Annotated in this window: 16 protein-coding genes and 1 pseudogene; 9 read left to right on the plus strand and 8 right to left on the minus strand. The window is 72.0% G+C overall.

Features of this window, described 5'->3' with window-relative positions; translation table 11 throughout:
- Positions 1-59: 59 nt before the first annotated feature.
- A complete protein-coding gene (locus ACZ63F_RS04330) occupies positions 60-1070 on the plus strand; it encodes an MASE1 domain-containing protein (protein WP_469708525.1) in 1011 nt (336 codons plus the stop codon).
- A 61-nt stretch (positions 1071-1131) separates the two neighbouring features.
- On the opposite strand, the gene ACZ63F_RS04335 is transcribed toward ACZ63F_RS04330, so the two are convergent.
- The gene (locus tag ACZ63F_RS04335) at positions 1132-1623 is read right to left on the minus strand and encodes a peptidylprolyl isomerase (protein ID WP_469708526.1); all 492 of its coding nucleotides are present in this window, start codon (positions 1621-1623) and stop codon (positions 1132-1134) included.
- A 79-nt stretch (positions 1624-1702) separates the two neighbouring features.
- Positions 1703-2248 carry an RBBP9/YdeN family alpha/beta hydrolase gene (locus ACZ63F_RS04340; RefSeq protein WP_469708527.1) on the minus strand — a complete coding sequence of 182 codons (546 nt, stop codon included), beginning with the start codon at positions 2246-2248 and terminating at the stop codon, positions 1703-1705.
- Positions 2249-2371: 123 nt separating this feature from the next.
- Between ACZ63F_RS04340 and ACZ63F_RS04345 the strand changes: the two genes are divergently transcribed.
- The gene (locus ACZ63F_RS04345) at positions 2372-2821 is read left to right on the plus strand and encodes an Lrp/AsnC family transcriptional regulator (protein WP_469708529.1); all 450 of its coding nucleotides are present in this window, start codon (positions 2372-2374) and stop codon (positions 2819-2821) included.
- Between the two features lie 132 nt (positions 2822-2953).
- On the opposite strand, the gene ACZ63F_RS04350 is transcribed toward ACZ63F_RS04345, so the two are convergent.
- Positions 2954-3874, minus strand: a complete 921-nt coding sequence (locus ACZ63F_RS04350; protein WP_469708532.1) for an SGNH/GDSL hydrolase family protein — start codon at positions 3872-3874, stop codon at positions 2954-2956.
- 284 nt (positions 3875-4158) lie between these two features.
- On the opposite strand from ACZ63F_RS04350, the gene ACZ63F_RS04355 reads away from it, so the two are divergent.
- Positions 4159-4860, plus strand: a complete 702-nt coding sequence (locus tag ACZ63F_RS04355) for an SDR family oxidoreductase (protein WP_469708534.1) — start codon at positions 4159-4161, stop codon at positions 4858-4860.
- A 156-nt stretch (positions 4861-5016) separates the two neighbouring features.
- Complete coding sequence (locus ACZ63F_RS04360) at positions 5017-7149, plus strand: discoidin domain-containing protein (protein WP_469708536.1); 2133 nt, start codon at positions 5017-5019, stop codon at positions 7147-7149.
- Here the strand turns inward: ACZ63F_RS04360 and ACZ63F_RS04365 are convergent, their stop codons facing one another.
- The 5 genes from ACZ63F_RS04365 to ACZ63F_RS04385 form a co-directional block, all read right to left on the minus strand.
- Positions 7150-8268, minus strand: a complete 1119-nt coding sequence (locus ACZ63F_RS04365; RefSeq protein ID WP_469708538.1) for an acyltransferase family protein — start codon at positions 8266-8268, stop codon at positions 7150-7152. It lies immediately after the preceding gene.
- A 478-nt stretch (positions 8269-8746) separates the two neighbouring features.
- Entirely contained in the window at positions 8747-9217 is a 471-nt protein-coding gene (locus ACZ63F_RS04370) for a hypothetical protein (protein ID WP_469708540.1), read from the minus strand.
- Positions 9201-9692 carry an RNA polymerase sigma factor gene (locus ACZ63F_RS04375; protein WP_093506937.1) on the minus strand — a complete coding sequence of 164 codons (492 nt, stop codon included), beginning with the start codon at positions 9690-9692 and terminating at the stop codon, positions 9201-9203. Before ACZ63F_RS04375 ends, ACZ63F_RS04370 begins: the two co-directional genes overlap by 17 nt.
- 94 nt (positions 9693-9786) lie before the next feature.
- The gene (locus ACZ63F_RS04380; RefSeq protein ID WP_469708542.1) at positions 9787-10413 is read right to left on the minus strand and encodes a class F sortase; all 627 of its coding nucleotides are present in this window, start codon (positions 10411-10413) and stop codon (positions 9787-9789) included.
- Positions 10410-10784: a sortase-dependent protein gene (locus ACZ63F_RS04385; protein ID WP_469708544.1), complete on the minus strand. Its 375-nt coding sequence runs from the start codon at positions 10782-10784 to the stop codon at positions 10410-10412. The genes ACZ63F_RS04380 and ACZ63F_RS04385 overlap by 4 nt, the downstream gene beginning before the upstream one ends.
- Before the next feature lie 221 nt (positions 10785-11005).
- On the opposite strand from ACZ63F_RS04385, the gene ACZ63F_RS04390 reads away from it, so the two are divergent.
- The 5 genes and pseudogenes from ACZ63F_RS04390 to ACZ63F_RS04410 all read left to right on the plus strand — a co-directional run.
- Positions 11006-11443 carry a Fur family transcriptional regulator gene (locus tag ACZ63F_RS04390; RefSeq protein WP_469708546.1) on the plus strand — a complete coding sequence of 146 codons (438 nt, stop codon included), beginning with the start codon at positions 11006-11008 and terminating at the stop codon, positions 11441-11443.
- Between the two features lie 75 nt (positions 11444-11518).
- Positions 11519-13705 carry a catalase/peroxidase HPI gene (katG, locus tag ACZ63F_RS04395; RefSeq protein WP_469708548.1) on the plus strand — a complete coding sequence of 729 codons (2187 nt, stop codon included), beginning with the start codon at positions 11519-11521 and terminating at the stop codon, positions 13703-13705.
- Between the two features lie 276 nt (positions 13706-13981).
- The gene (locus tag ACZ63F_RS04400; RefSeq protein ID WP_469708550.1) at positions 13982-15688 is read left to right on the plus strand and encodes a PHP domain-containing protein; all 1707 of its coding nucleotides are present in this window, start codon (positions 13982-13984) and stop codon (positions 15686-15688) included.
- Positions 15685-16290, plus strand: coding sequence for a hypothetical protein (locus ACZ63F_RS04405; RefSeq protein WP_469708552.1), 606 nt, complete (start codon positions 15685-15687; stop codon positions 16288-16290). The genes ACZ63F_RS04400 and ACZ63F_RS04405 overlap by 4 nt, the downstream gene beginning before the upstream one ends.
- Before the next feature lie 157 nt (positions 16291-16447).
- A pseudogene (locus ACZ63F_RS04410) lies at positions 16448-16646 on the plus strand (M1 family aminopeptidase); the annotation flags it as partial.

Here is a 16646-nt window from a genome sequence, read left to right on the forward strand (position 1 = left end):
CCGCGCCGGGCCGGCCGCGGACGGCTCCCGCCTCGCCGAGACGGCCGCCTCGGTGTGTGATGGCTGGTGTGGTGGGTTACCAGGAGCTGCGCCGGCCGGCCGCCTTCGCCCTCCGGACGCTGGCCGTCGCCGCCTGCTACGTCGCGGCGGGACGGCTCGGCCTGCTGTGCCGGCTCACCGTCCAGGGTGCCGTTCTCACCCCCGTCTATCCGGCGACCGGCGTGGCCCTGGCCTGTCTGCTGGTCCTCGGCCTGGGCTGCTGGCCGGGCATCTCGCTCGGCGCCTTCTTCCTCGTGCTGTCGCTCGGCCCGCCCGGGCCCGACGTCATGGGCATCATGGCCGGCAACACGGCGGGGCCGGTCTGCGCCTGCGTGATGCTGCGCCGGGTCGGATTCCGTACCGACCTGGGCCGGCTGCGGGACGGCGTCGCCCTGGTGTTCCTCGGGGCACTCGCCGCCATGCTGATCAGCTCGACCGTCGGCGTGGTCTCGCTGCTCCTGGCCGGCAAGCTCGCCGCGACCCACTTCTGGTCGACCTGGCTGGCGTGGTGGGTGGGCGACGCGATGGGCGTACTGCTCGTCACCCCGGTCCTGCTGGTGCTGTGGGAAGCCCGACGGCCACCGTCCGCGGCCCGCTGGAAGGAGGCACTGGCCCTCGCGGTCGTCACGGTCGTGCTGGTCACGGTGGCCACGCACAGCACCATGGGCGCGCTGTTCCTCGTCTACCCCGTGGTGATCTGGGCCGCGCTGCGGTTCCGGCTGGCGGGGGCCATGCTGGGCGCGCTGTTCGCGTCGGTCATGGCGGCGATCGCCGCGAAGGACGGCGTCGGCGCTTTCGCCCGGCTCTCCCCGGTGCAGGTGATGCTGAAGCTGCAGCTGTTCAACGGCTCGCTGGCCCTGACCGCACTGCTGCTGTCGGCCGTCATCACCGAGCAGCACCACACCCGGCGCTCCGTCGAGGAGGCCTGCAAGGAGTTGGCCGAGGTTCTGGAACACCTCACCGCGCACGGCTCCCCGGCGGGGCGGGCCCCGGCGCAGGCGGAACCGCGGCGCGAGCGCGGCGCGCGGTGACCGACGGCACGGGGGACCGGGCGGGTCGCCCGGTCCCCCGTGGAAGGACGCCGGTCCGGGATCAGACGGTGCCGCTCGCCGTGATCTCGACCTTGGCCTTGGGGGTGCCGCTCTGGGAGCCGTAGCTCTCGATCTTGTCGACGATGTCCTGGCCCTCGACGACCTCGCCGAAGACCACGTGCTTGCCGTCCAGCCAGGACGTCACGACGGTGGTGACGAAGAACTGGGAGCCGTTGGTGTTCGGGCCCGCGTTGGCCATGCTCAGCAGGTACGGACGGTCGTGCTTGAGCTCGAAGTTCTCGTCCTTGAACTTCTCGCCGAAGATGCTCTTGCCGCCGGTGCCGTCACCGCGGGTGAAGTCACCGCCCTGGAGCATGAACTGGGGGATGATCCGGTGGAAGCCGGAACCGGCGTACCCGAAGCCGTGCTGCCCGGTGGCGAGCTCGCGGAAGTTGCGGGCCGTCTCGGGCACCACCTTGTCGAACAGGCTGAACACGATCCGGCCGGCCGGCTCGTTGTTGATCGAGATGTCGAAATAAACGTTGTCGCTCATGCAGGTCAACCTATCGCGAACCGCTCCCCGGTCCCTCCTGTGGGGCCGTACGGCCCGGGGTGTCGAGGTGCCGGGCCGCTCAGGGGCCCACCAGAGAATCCAGGAGCTCCCGGCCGGCCGGCCAGTCACCGAGCCCGCTCGCGGAGTTGAGGTGCCCGTGCGCCCCCGCGGAGTGCCTGCGCGCACCCCAGCCCGCGGCCAGCGCGGCGGAGGCCGTGGCATCGCCGTACGGGTCGTCGTCGCTCGCCACCACCAGGGCCGGGCCGCTCAGCGGACGGGCGGTCAGTCCCAGGAAGGTCGGCGCGGCCGCGGCCGGGAACGCCGGTCCCCGGGGATCGGGCGGCGCGGCCAGGAACGCCGGGACCCGCCCGGGCCGCGCCCGCACCAGCCACTCGGCGGCCGCCCAGCAGCCGAGGCTGTGCGCCACCAGCACCACGCGGCCGCCCCGTGCCGCGGCGGCGTCGTAGGCGGCCTGCACGGCGCCGACCCAGTCCCGCAGCTCGGGCCGCGTCCACGAGCGCGGGGCCGTCCGCACCGCGGCGTCGCCCCACGCCCGCTCCCACCGGCTCTGCCAGTGTCCGTCGTCCGACCCGTCGATCCCGGGGATGATGACGTACGCGACCACGGCCGACCGTCCTTTCCGTCGTGACCCGGTGCTTCCCGGGTCCGTTCCAGGGGAGATTCTGGACGGACCAACGGCAACGGGGCGGCCCTCCAAGTGATCCAGAGGAAAGCGGGGACGACGACGATGGAATCACTCGACGACATCGACCGGGCCATCCTGGAGCTGCTCCAGACCGAGGGCCGGCTCACCGGAGCCGAGGTCGGCCGGCGGGTCGGGCTCTCCCAGCCGGCGGCGGGAGCCCGGATCCAGCGGCTGGAGAAGAGCGGTGTCATCACGGGCTACCTGGCCGTCGTCGCCCCCGCCGCGCTCGGGCTCAACATCCACGCCGTGGTCCGGCTGCGCACCACGCACGCACGGTTGCCGCAGGCGCTCGCCCTCGCCGCCCGGATCCCGGAGGTCGTCTCGACGCTCCGGGTGACCGGCGAGGACTGCCTGCTCTTCGACGTGCACTGCACCCACGCCGAACGCCTGGAGGAGGTCGTGGACTCCCTGGCCCGCCACGGCCCCGTCACCACGTCCCTGGTCCTGCGCACCTACCCGCCCAAGCCACTGCCGACGAACAGCGCCCCGTAGGGGCGCTGGGGATACCCCCGGCCGAAGGCCGGGGGAGGAACTGCGCGACCAGCCACGACAGCGCCGCAGTCGCCGGACGGCGCACACCGGCACTCCCGCCGAAGGCGCACACCGGCACTCCCGCCGAAGCGCTCAGTAACGCCGCTCCAGCCGGTTGAGCACCGCCTGGGCCATCGCCGCCTCCCCCTTCGCATTGGGGTGGGCCGGGGCCGCCGGCGAGGCCGGCTGGAGGGGCTCGATCCAGCGGTCGGCGGGCGCCTTGCACATGTCGTGGCCGACGGTGGGGCCGTACGTGTCCGCGTACCGGGCACCGTTCCAGGCGGCCACCATCCGGAGCATGAGGTTCAGCCGCTTGCCGGTGTCGCGGAGGTAGGGGAAGTCCCCGGCCGCGAAGGGCACCGTCGGGTAGCAGCCGCTGCCGTCGTCGGGCAGCAGGTCGGGGTAGCCGACGACCAGGATGCGGGCGTGCGGGGCCCGTGCGCGGATCGCCCGCAGCACCTTGTCGACCTTGGGCGCGGTCTGCGCGATGGCGAGCACCAGCTGGTCGTATCCGGAGGAGTTGTAGTACTGCTGGCAGGGGTTGCCCGTCAGGTCCTTGGAGCTGAGGGCCGCGCAGGTGCCGATGATCGAGCTGAACCCGATGTCGTTGCCGCCGATCTGGACGGTCACCAGGTCGGTGCTGCGCTGTACGGCGTCGAGCTGGGGGCCGTTGGTGCCCTGCGCCTTCCACATCTCGGCGGTGGTCGCGCCGGCACAGCTCACGTCCTTGAAGGCGCTCACGTGCCGGGCCGCCGCCACCAGCGAGGGGTAGTTGTGGTCGGAGCGGGCGCAGTTCGCGTCGACCTGCGTCGGGATGACCGGTCCCGAGGTGTAGGAGTCGCCGAGCGCCACGTAGCCGGTGCCGCGGTCGTGGCCGGGACCGTGGTCGCCGCCGTGCGCCGCGGCCGGAGTCGTGGACGCGGCCACCAGGGCGCAGCCGCCCAGCGCCGCCGCCACGGTGGCCCTCCGCCGGTGCCGTCTTGCCGGACCGTCGGACGGGATGCCGTACGCCATGGAGATCCCCCCTGGAACCAGGACGCGCACGGAACCGGTCCCGACGGGCGGCCCGCACGCGTGTGTCGGGGGTCTGTATACCGCCCGGTAGGAGTCCGGAGCCAGAGGTCGGACGCAAGGAACTGGATCGAGTAACCCGCCCTGCCCGTAAGGGCGTCCGGTCCAGGCGGCGGCCCGGTGGCGCCTCCTGCGATTGAAGATGGAAACCGATCGGTTTACGATGGCCGGGAACCGTGGGAAACCGATCGGTTTCCCATCTGTGCACAGTCTGGAGCGTGAGTGTCATGACCGCTATCAAGGACTCCGTCGTCCTCGTCACCGGCGGCAGCCGGGGCGTCGGAAAGGCGCTGGTGGAAGAGCTGTACGCGCGCGGGGCCGGCAAGGTCTACGCGACCGCCCGCGACCCGCGCACCGTCACGCACCCCGATGCCGTGGCGCTGGCCCTGGAGGTGACCGACCCCGCCTCCGTGGCGGCGGCCGCCGAGCGGGCGCAGGACGTCACCGTTCTGATCAACAACGCCGGGGTCGCCACCGGGACCCGGTTCCTGACCTCCCCGCTGGACGACATCCGCCGGGAGTTCGAGACCAACTTCTACGGCCCGCTGCTGCTCGCCCGCGCGTTCGTCCCGGTCATCGAGCGCAACGGCGGCGGCCACATCCTGAACGTGCACTCGGTCCTGTCGTGGATCGCCGAGGGCGGCGCCTACGGCGCCTCCAAGGCGGCCCTGTGGTCGCAGACCAACAGCCTGCGCCTGGCGCTCCAGCCGCGCGGCATCGGCGTGACCGGCCTGCACATGGGCTACGTGGACACCGACATGGCGGCCCACGTCGAGGGGGCCAAGGCGAGGCCCGAGGACATCGCCGCGGCCGCCCTCGACGGGATCGAGTCGGACGCCTGGGAGGTACTCGGCGACGAACTCACCCGGTCGGTCAAGGCCGGCCTGTCGGGCGACCCTGCCGACCTGTACCGGCAGCTCGGCCGGTAAAGAGGGCCCAGCGGTGGAGGGTTGGGGACCGGTCGTTGAAAATTCCGCCGTCGCAAGGGTTGTCGGCCGGTTGCCTCACCACTTAAATCAAATCCTGAACTAAGCAGCGGGGTGCGCCGGTTGCGTGCACCCCGTGCCCACCTCAGGGAGCCGCTGATGAGACTGAGATCCTTGGGTGCAGTGCTCGCCGCCCTGGCAGCACTGCTCGCCCTTCCCGCCGTTCATGCCCCGGCGGCCCAGGCCGCCGACACCCTGTTGTCGCAGGGCAAGGCGGCTACCGCCTCCTCGGAGGAGAACGCCGGGACCGCCGCCGGGAACGCGGTGGACGGCAACACCGGCACCCGCTGGTCGTCCGGCTTCACGGACGACCAGTGGCTGCAGGTCGACCTCGGTGCCACCGCCCAGGTGAACCAGGTGGTCCTCAACTGGGAGACCGCCTATGGCAAGGACTACAAGGTCCAGATCTCCGCGGACGGCAGCAGCTGGACCGACCTGCAGTCCGTGACCGGCAGCGACGGCGGCGCCGACACCCTCACCGTCTCCGGGCAGGGCCGCTACGTCCGGATGCTGGGCGTGCACCGCGCCACCCAGTGGGGCTACTCGCTCTGGGAGTTCCAGGTCTTCGGCACCACCACCGGCACGCCCCCGGTCCAGGGCGGCGGCGACCTCGGCCCCAACGTGATCGTCGTCGACCCGTCCACGCCGAACCTCCAGGCCAAGTTCGACTCCGTCTTCGCCCAGCAGGAGTCGGCCCAGTTCGGCACCGGCCGTTACCAGTTCCTGCTCAAGCCGGGCACCTACAACGGCATCAACGCCCAGATCGGCTTCTACACAGGGATCTCCGGGCTGGGCCTCAACCCCGACGACACCCAGATCAACGGTGACGTCACGGTCGACGCCGGCTGGTTCAACGGCAACGCCACCCAGAACTTCTGGCGTTCCGCGGAGAACTTCGCCATCACGCCGTCGAACGGCACCGACCGGTGGGCCGTGGCTCAGGCGGCCCCCTTCCGCCGCATCCACGTCAAGGGCGGTCTCAACCTCGCCCCGAACGGCTACGGCTGGGCCTCCGGCGGCTACATCGCCGACTCGAAGATCGACGGGACGGTCGGCCCGTACTCCCAGCAGCAGTGGTACACCCGCGACAGCTCGGTCGGCGGCTGGACCAACGGCGTCTGGAACATGACCTTCTCGGGCGTCCAGGGCGCACCCGCGACCGACTTCGCCACCGGCTCCTACACCACGCTGGACAACACCCCCGTCTCGCGCGAGAAGCCGTTCCTGTACCTGGACGGCAGCGCCTACAAGGTCTTCGTCCCGGCCAAGCGCACCAACGCGCGGGGCGTCTCCTGGCCGGCCGACGCGGGCACCTCCATCCCGCTGGACCAGTTCTACGTCGTCAAGCCCGGCGCCACCGCCGCCACCATCAACCAGGCCCTCGCCCAGGGCCTCAACCTCCTCTTCACCCCGGGCATCTACCACCTGAACCAGACCATCAACGTCACCCGCGCCAACACGGTGGTCCTCGGCCTCGGCCTCGCCACCCTCGTCCCGGACAACGGCGTCGACGCCATGCACGTCGCCGACGTCGACGGCGTCAAGCTCGCCGGGTTCCTCATCGACGCGGGCACCGTCAACTCCGACACCCTGCTGCGGATCGGCGACCCCGGCTCCACCGCCGACCACTCCGCCAACCCCACCTCCATGCAGGACGTGTTCGTCCGCATCGGCGGCGCCGGACCCGGCCTCGCCACCAACTCCGTGGTCGTCAACAGCAACAACGTGATCATCGACCACACCTGGCTCTGGCGCGCCGACCACGGCAGCGGCGTCGGCTGGGACACCAACCGCGCCGACTACGGCCTCAGAGTCAACGGCAACGACGTCCTGGCCACCGGCCTGTTCGTCGAGCACTTCAACAAGTACGACGTCTACTGGAACGGCGAACGCGGCCGCACGATCTTCTTCCAGAACGAGAAGGCGTACGACGCCCCGAACGCCGCCGCCATCACCCACGACGGTGTCGTCGGCTACGCGGCCTACAAGGTCGCCGACACCGTGACCACCCACGAGGCGTGGGGCCTGGGCAGCTACTGCAACTACACGGCCGATCCGTCGATCGTCCAGTCCAACGGCTTCCAGGTGCCGACCGGTTCGGGGATCAAGATGCACGACCTGCTGGTGATCTCCCTCGGCGGCATGGGGCAGTACGCCCACGTCGTGAACACCACCGGATCGCCGACCTCGGGGACCAGCACGACCCCGTCCAAGGTGGTCCAGTTCCCCTAGCTAGGCCGTCCGCCGCCGCGCCGTCCGCAGCAGCAGCCGTCGTGCGGGCCGCTCCACGCCCTCGTAGAGGAGCCAGGACAGGCCCAGCGCGACGGTGAACGCGGCGACGGCGACGGCGCTGCCGGTGAACAGGTGGAAACGCGGGCGGGTACCGAGCAGGTGGGTGCCCGCCCGCAGCACGAGGAGATGGACCATGTAGAACGCGAACGACAGTTCGCCGAGGCGGACCAGCCACCGGCGCCGCCACAGCGAGGGCAGCCCGTGCAGGTCCGCGACGGCCGCGGCCGGGATGAGCAGCGCGAAGCCCGTGAGGGTGCACGCGGTGGCCGCGTACTCGTCGGTGACCTGCGGGACCAGAAAGTAGCCGATGATCGCCAGCGCCAGCGAGGCCTCCAGGCCTGGGCCGCGCCACCGGCCGAGCAGCACGAGCCGCGCGGTGGCCGCGCCCAGCACGAACTCGGGCAGCCGGGCGGCCGGGAAGGAACTGATCGGCTGCGCCCACCAGTGGTGCGCCTCCGTCCAGGCGAGCGCCAGCACGCTCAGCACGGCCAGCGCGGCCAGCGCCGTGGCGCCCCGCCCGCCCAGGCGGCGCAGCAGCACTGCCAGCAGCGGGAACGCGGCGTAGAAGAAGGCCTCGCAGGCCAGCGACCAGCTGACCGGGTCCAGCGTCTGCCACCACGGCCGCCACCAGGAGTGCACCAGGAACACGTCCGCCAGGCCCTGCAGCAGGGTCGGCCTCGGCTGGCGGGGCAGCGTGCACACCATGACCAGCGCGAGGGCGACGGTGACCAGGTGCACCGGGTAGATCCGGGCGACCCGCCGCCACCAGAAGCGCGTCGCCCGGTCACCGGGCCGCGCGGACCACATCAGGACGAACCCGGACAGGATGAAGAAGAACGACACCCCCGAGGCCCCGGCCTCGAACCCCCAGGACACGAGGCGACCGCCCGTGCCGCCGAAATAGCGGAAGTTGTGCACGTGCAGCCCGAAGACCAGCAGCGCGGCCACCCATCTCAGCCCGGTCAGGGAGGGCAGCGAGGGGGCGGGAGCGGACGGCAGGGTGCGGGCGGAGGGCGCGGCGGCGGGAGCGGTCGGAGGGGCCTGGGTCGCCGTCGTCATCGAGTCACCTGCCGGAGGGTTCGCGCGTGGAGCATGAAACGGAGCGTTGCCCGTTCCACGCCATTCATTCCGGCCTCGTACGAAACATCACACCAACGCCGAGGCGCATCCTCGGCCATCCGGGCCGTCGCTCCCACCGACCCCCGCACCCGCCGGAGTGGCGCCTTGACCCGCGCCTTTGGGAAGCGACGCCACGCCGGAAGCCGCGCTCACGGACGGATGACACCGACCGCCGCCGCATTGACGCCGCGGCTCGGCAGTGCCCCGCAAGGGGCGCGGGGAACTGCGCGACCGGCCACGACGGCGCCGCAGTCGACCGACAGCGTGGCGCTCAGCGCATGGCGGCCGTGGCGAGGGCGCTCGGCCGGTACACGGCGTGGCTCGGCAGTGCCCCGTAGGGGGCGCGGGGAACTGCGCGACCGGCCACGACGGTGCCGCAGCCGACCGCCAACGTGAGGCGGCATTTCCCGCGCGGCGCTCAGCGAGTCGCCGTCGCGGCGAGGGCGCTCGGCCGGTACACGGACGGGACGTCCCGGACCGCGGACGGGGCGGTGGACGGAGTGGCCGACGCTCCCCGGCCGGGAGCCCGTGTGGTGTTCCGTTGTGTCGGCGCGACACTGGGCCGCGGACTGGGTGTGACCGGCATCGGTGATCCCGACGAGCGGTGCGGTGCGGTGGGGGTGGCGGCCGGCGGTGCCAGAGGCACCTGCGGGGAGACGGGCGCCGCGGGGGCCGTCAGGTGCAGCGAGAGGGCGACGCAGACGGCGACGGCACAGGTCACCCCGGCTCCGGCCGCCGCGCGCACCAGGCGGCGGCGCCCCGCGGCGCGTCGGATCTCCTCGTAGCGGCCCGGCGGCGGACCGAGGTGGGCGGCCGGGGGCCGCAGGATGACCGCCAAGGGGTCGTCGGGGCCGTCGAACTCGGGCTCGTCGTCAAAGCGTGTGGTCAAGGCTTCTCCTCAGATGACCGCGCAGCAGTTCTCGGGCCGCGTGCAGATCGGCCTTGACGGTTCCTTCCTTGCGCCCGGTCAGCTCGGACACCTCCCGGATCGGCATGTCAGCGTAGTAGTGCAGCAGGATCGGCACCCGCAGCCGCTCGGGCAGCGACTGCACCAGCAGGCGTACCGAGGGATCCGCCGGTTCGGCGTGCGGGCGGATCGCGGCCTCCGTACCGGCCCGGCGCACCGCACGGCGCTCGCGTTCCAGCTTGCGCCAGTGGTCCCGGACCAGGTTGGCCGCGGTGACGTAGAGGAAGCCGCGCGGCTCCTCCACCTTCGTCCACCGGGCCCACAGGCGGGTGAAGGCCTCCGACGCGATCTCGTGCGCCGTCTCGTCGTCGTCGACCAGACGGCGGCACCAGCCGGCCAGGCGCGGATAGAGGGCGGCGAACAGCTCGGAGGCCGCCGTGTCACGGGACCGTTTCAACGTTCTCCAGGGTCGTGGGGGGTCGTCCGGCTCGTCCGGGAGGATGCGGGACCGGTGGCGTGGGTTCCACCGGTCCCGCATCCGTTCCGGCGGGTCAGCGTGCGGTGCCGGTCAGGGTGGCGAAGACGATCACGTTGTCGAGGTAGCCGTCGCCGCCGCGCGGACCGCCGCAGGTGATCAGCCGCAGCTCCGGACGGTCCACGTCGCCGTACACGTCCTCGGTCGGGAACGCGGCCTTGGCGACCGTACGCACCTTGTCGACGGTGAACACCGCCGACCTGCCGTTCTCCAGGCGCGCCACGGCCTGCTCGCCCCGGCGCAGCTCCGCGAGCCGGCGGAACACCCCGTCCCCGTAGGCGCCGACCGTGACATGGCCGAGGATCACGGACGGGCCGGTCTGCCCCGGGGTGGGGGAGTAGCGGTACCAGCCCGCCCGGTCGTGCGCGGTGACCGGCGGCACCTGCACCGTGCCGTCGGCGGCGAGGCCGAGCCGCAGCAGCGGGGTGTCGACCCCGATCGCCGGGATGCGCAGCCGGACGGGCGTGGACCGGCCCAATGCGGCGGGCGTGCCGGAGGCGGCCGTGGTCGTGGCCGGGGGCGGCGAGGACGCCGGACGCCGGTGGGCGGCCGGGGCCGTTCGGTCCGGTGCCCGGCCCGCGCAGCCCGCGAGCAGCGAGGCCGCCGCGGCGGTGACCACGGTGCGCCTGGAGAGCGGGGTCATGCCCCGGTCGCCCGGCGGCGACGGACGGCGAAGACCGTCGCGCCCGCGGCGAGCACGGCCGCCGCGCCACCGCCGATCAGCGCGTTCTCGGAGCCGGAGCCCGAGGACGGCTCCGTCACCCCGGTGTCGGGGGCGCCCTGCGGCACCGCCGCGACCTGACGGGAGTCCCGCGTCGGCGCGGGGGTCGAGGCCCGGGACGGCACGGCGGACGGTGCCTCGGACGGAACGGCGGACGGCTCGGCGGAGGCCGCGGCGGACGGCGCCACGGTGGCGACCGGGCTCGGGGCGGTGCCGTCGGCGAACGCGGGCACCGTGCCCGCCAGGACGGCGGTGCAGGCGAGTGCCGTGGCGCTCAGGACAGTTCGGCGCATGAGGACGCTCTCTTTCGTCGGCCCGCCGTGGTCGGGGCGGGCTGAGATACGGATCGAGCGGAGAGACGAAGCGGCGCCGGGGCGGGTTGTAAAGAAATGGCAAAGTCGGACGGCGGGTGGCGCGGCGGATGACGGGTGGCACGGGCGTTGGCCGGTTCGCCACCAGACTTGAGTGGTTTGTTTTCTTGAATCACTCGTGTTTATGGCGATAGGTTGGCGTCATGACCGCCTCCCAGCCCCCGACGACCGCCGATGAGCTGCGCGGTGCCGGCCTGCGGGTGACGGCCGCCCGCGTCGCGCTGCTGGAGACCGTCCGCCACGGCGACCACCTGGACGTCGAGGCGATCGCCTCGGGCGTCCGCGCACGGGTGGGTCACATATCGCTTCAAGCCGTGTACGACGCGCTGCACGCGCTCACCACGGCGAAACTCATACGCCGCATCGAACCGGCCGGCAGCCCGGCCCGCTTCGAGGGGCGGGTCGGCGACAACCACCACCACGTCCTGTGCCGGTCGTGCGGTGCCGTCGCCGACGTCGACTGTGCGGTCGGCGACGCCCCGTGCCTGACCGCTTCGGACGACCACGGCTTCGCGATCGACGAGGCCGAGGTCATCTACTGGGGCCTGTGCCCCGCCTGTTCCACCGCCAGCAGTTCCTGAGTACGTCCAGCAGTTCCTGAGTAAGTCAGTAGTTCCTGAGTAAGTCGATCCGCCCCTTCCGGAAGGATTTCCCCCATGTCTGAGGCCCAGGAGAACGCGGGCAAGTGCCCGGTCGCGCACGACCGCGCGCCGCACCCCACCCAGGGCGGCGGCAACCGCCAGTGGTGGCCCGAGGGGCTCAACCTGAAGATCCTTGCCAAGAACCCCACCGTCTCGAACCCCCTCGACGAGGGTTTCGACTACGCCGAGGCGTTCCAGAACCTCGACCTCGCGGCCGTGAAACGTGACATCGCGGAGGTGCTCACCACATCCCAGGACTGGTGGCCGGCCGACTTCGGCAACTACGGCCCGCTGATGATCCGCATGGCCTGGCACAGCGCGGGCACCTACCGCATCTCCGACGGCCGCGGCGGCGCCGGCGCCGGCCAGCAGCGCTTCGCCCCGCTCAACAGCTGGCCGGACAACGGCAACCTGGACAAGGCGCGCCGTCTGCTGTGGCCCGTCAAGAAGAAGTACGGCCAGGCCATCTCCTGGGCCGACCTCATGATCCTCACCGGCAACGTGGCCCTGGAGTCGATGGGCTTCAAGACCTTCGGCTTCGGCGGCGGCCGCGAGGACGTCTGGGAGCCGGAGGACGACGTCTACTGGGGTCCCGAGAAGGTCTGGCTCGACGACCAGCGCTACACCGGTGACCGCGACCTGGAGAGCCCGCTCGGCGCCGTCCAGATGGGCCTCATCTACGTCAACCCGGAGGGCCCCAACGGCAACCCGGACCCGATCGCCGCGGCCCGCGACATCCGCGAGACCTTCCGCCGGATGGCGATGAACGACGAGGAGACCGTCGCCCTCATCGCCGGCGGCCACACCTTCGGCAAGACCCACGGCGCGGGCCCCGCCGAGCACGTGGGCGCCGAGCCCGAGGGCGCGCCGATCGAGCAGCAGGGCCTCGGCTGGAAGAGCACCTACGGCACCGGCAAGGGCGGCGACGCCATCACCAGCGGTCTGGAGGTCACCTGGACCACCAAGCCGACCCAGTGGAGCAACGACTTCTTCGGCATCCTCTTCGGCTACGAGTGGGAGCTGACCCAGAGCCCCGCCGGCGCCCACCAGTGGGTGGCCAAGGACGCCGAGGCGATCATCCCGGACGCGCACGACCCGTCGAAGAAGCGTCTGCCCACGATGCTCACCACCGACCTGTCGCTGCGCTTCGACCCGATCTACGAGCCGATCGCGCGCCGCTTCCACGAGAACCCCGACCAGTTCGCGGACGCCTTCGCCCGCGCCTGGTTCAAGCTGACCCACCGCGACATGGGCCCGAAGTCCCTGTACCTCGGCCCCGAGGTCCCGGCGGAGACGCTGATCTGGCAGGACCCGCTGCCCGAGGCCGAGGGCGAGGCCATCGACGCCGCCGACGTCACGGCCCTGAAGGCCAAGCTCCTCGACTCGGGCCTGACGGTCTCGCAGCTGGTCAAGGCCGCCTGGGCGTCGGCCTCGACGTTCCGGGGCAGCGACAAGCGCGGCGGCGCCAACGGCGCCCGCATCCGCCTGGAGCCGCAGCGCGGCTGGGAGGTCAACGACCCGGACGAGCTCGCCCAGGTGCTGCGGGTCCTGGAGGGCGTCCAGCGGGACTTCAACACCGGCGCCAAGAAGGTCTCCCTGGCCGACCTGATCGTCCTCGGCGGTGCCGCCGCGGTGGAGAAGGCCGCCAAGGACGGCGGCGTCGACATCGAGGTGCCCTTCACCCCGGGCCGGGTCGACGCGACCGACGAGCACACGGACGCCGAGTCCTTCGCGGCGCTGGAGCCGACCTCGGACGGCTTCCGCAACTACCTCGGCAAGGGCAACCGCCTGCCCGCCGAGTACCTGCTCCTCGACCGTGCCAACCTGCTCGGCCTCAGCGCCCCCGAGCTGACCGTCCTCGTCGGTGGCCTGCGCGTCCTCGGCGCCAACCAGGGCGGCTCGAAGCACGGCGTCCTCACCGAGACGCCGGGCGTGCTGACCAACGACTTCTTCGTCAACCTGCTCGACATGGGCACGACCTGGAAGTCCACCTCCGAGGACCAGTCCACCTTCGAGGGCCGCGACGCGAGCGGCGCGGTCAAGTGGACCGGTACCCGTGCCGACCTGGTCTTCGGCTCCAACTCCGAGCTGCGCGCCGTCGCCGAGGTCTACGCGAGCGACGACGCCAAGGAGAAGTTCGTGAAGGACTTCGTCGCCGCCTGGACGAAGGTCGCGAACGCCGACCGCTTCGACCTGGTCTGACCGACCGTGGTCTGACCCCGACCGTGGTCTGAACACGACCGTGCTCTGACCCCGGCCGGGGCCCGACGCCCGGGCCGGCTCCCCGTGAGCCGGCCCGGGCGTCGCCGTCTTTACGGCTCCTTGGTCAACTGCGCGCCGGAACAAGCGCGTAGCGCGCTGCACATGAGTCGTTCTTTACCCCACCATGACCTCGACTCTCGTTGTTCACGCGACCTTCGCAGACTCTGCACGTCCTGAGCCATCCCCCCGTACCGGTCGCCCGCGGGAGTTCCGAACATGAGCCACGGTCACAGCCACGACCACGGTCACCACCACCCTCACCACCACCACGACGGCGACGCCGCCTCGTCGCTGCCGCCCGCCCTCGATCTGTCGGTCCCCGACGCGGAGCTGACGCCCGGCCAGCTCTCCCGCCGCTCGATGCTGCGCCGCACCGGCCTGCTCGGCGCCGGTCTCGCTGCGGGCAGCGTCCTCGCCGGCGCGGGCCAGGCCGCCGCGTCGGTCTCCTCCGCCCACTCCGCAAGCGGCCGCTCCGGCGGCTACCTGTGGCTGGCCGGTGACCACCACATCCACACCCAGTACAGCTCCGACGCCAAGTACCGGGTCATCGACCACGTCCGCCAGGCCAACGCGCACGGTCTGGACTGGATGGTCATCACCGACCACGGCAGCGAGACGCACGCCAAGATCGGTGTCGAGAAGGTCAACCCGGACATCGTCGCCGCCCGCGACCAGATCGAGGACACGCTGGTCTTCCAGGGCCTGGAGTGGAACATCCCGGCCGCCGAGCACGGCACGGTCTTCGTCCACCCCGGCAAGAACGAGGTCGCCGTCCTCAAGGAGTTCGAGAACTCCTTCGACGGCTCGGTCAAGGGTGCCTCGGGCAGCTCTCCCGCCAACGAGGCGCTGGCCATCTCCGGGCTCAACTTCCTCGCCGAACAGGTGCAGCGCCGCACCGTCAGGGACGCGCTGTTCCTCGCCAACCACCCGGCGCGCAAGGGCATCGACTCCCCGCACGAGATCCGCGCCTGGCGCGACGCCCAGCCGTCGATCGCGGTCGGCTTCGAGGGCGCCCCCGGTCACCAGGCGGGCGGCCTGCCCAAGCCCAACGGTCCCGGCTCGGCCCGCGGCATCTACGACAACAGCCCGAGCGCCGACTCGTTCGCCGGCTACCCGCTGGAGAGCTACCGCACCTGGGGCGGTTTCGACTGGATGACCGCCACCGTCGGAGGTCTGTGGGACAGCCTGCTCGCCGAGGGCAAGCCCTGGTGGATCACCGCCAACTCCGACTCCCACAACGTCTACGCCGACACCGCGGTGCGCGGCCCGAACAGCGACTTCAACGCCAACGGCCGGTACGACGACCCGGTCTACGGCACCGGCATCAGCCTCACCGACACCGACTTCTGGCCCGGCCAGTACTCCCGCACCCACGTCGGCGCCTCGTCCTTCTCCTACAAGTCGGTCATGGACGGCATCCGCGCCGGCCGGGTCTGGGTGGACCACGGCGGTCTGATCAGCGGCCTCGACGCCCAGCTGCGCTCCGGCTCGCAGGCGGTGACCCTCGGCGGCGTGCTGCACGTCCGCAGGGGCAGCAAGGTCGACCTGGTCATCGAGATCAGCCTCGCGAACGGCCCCAACTGGGCGCAGTTCGTGCCGTCGCTGGCCCGCGTCGACGTCATCCAGGGCGATGTCACCGGCAAGGTGAGCGACAAGGACACCTTCGCCACGCCGTCCACCAAGGTCGTGAAGTCCTTCGAGGTCAACAAGGCGACCGGCACGGTCAAGCTGACGTACTCCCTCGGCCGCCTCGACAAGCCGGTCTACGTACGGCTGCGCGGCACCGACGGCAACCGCTCCGCGGTCGGCTTCAACGGTGCCGCCGTGGACCCGGCCGGCCCGGCCATCGACGTCCTCGGCGACGCCGACCCGTGGAAGGACCTGTGGTTCTACTCCAACCCGATGTGGGTCCTGCCCGCATGACCTCCCCGCACCACGCGTCCGGCGTTCGCTCCGTCATCGGGGTGGACGCCGGCACGGCGACCCTGCGCGAGGCCGACCACCTGATCCACCGGCTGCTGGACCAACTGGCGCTCACGGACGGGGTGTTCGCCTGCACCCATCTGTTCCGCACCGACGAACGCCGGGGGACGGCGGTCTCGCTGACCGTCCCGCACGCGGCCGTGGACGACGTGTGGCGGGCACTCCTCGCGTCACTCCCGGCGGGCACCGGCCTCGCCCTGGCCGACCGCACCCACGGCCCCGGCGGCGCGGTGGAGGCCGCCCGGCGGGCCGCCGCCGCACCCCCCGCCTCCGGCCGGGCCGTGGCCTACCCGGGCGTGGCGCACCTGACCGGCACCGTCACCGTCGCGGACCTGCTCGACCGCACCGCCGTCGAGCGCCTGGTCGTGCTCGGCGCACCGGGTGCCGAACTCCCGCCCACCGCAGAGGTCATGACGCAGGACCACGTGCGCCCGGAGTGGCGCGACGGCGTCCTCACCCTGGCCCTGGTCCCGGCGGCGGGCGGCCTGCTGGCCCCCTTCGAGGTCCCCAACCCCACCCCCTGCTGTGCGGACCACTCCTGACGCGAGGGTAACCCCCTAGTGACATGGCCTGGTCAAATCTGCCAGGCTTCCGACTCGCACCACTTCTTCGTCATGCGTGAGGCCGCCACCGGCGCACCCCAGCCGGACCGGCGGCCACCGACAGGCCGGGACCCCGGCCTCCGCAAAGGAGTTTCGTGTGAGATCGACCCCCCACAAGGCCTTCGCCACCAGCGCGCTGGCCGTCGCGGCACTCGCCGCCGCCCTGCTGCCCGGCACCTCGGCGTCGGGGGGCGAAACGGCCGGCTCGGCCCGTGCGCCGGAACAACTGGTCACCAAAGGAGGATTCGAGAGCGGTACGTCCCCCCTGACCCAGCCCTCGACCAGTGTGGGCACCA

It is taken from the genome of Streptomyces sp. NPDC104761 (genome assembly GCF_055583445.1).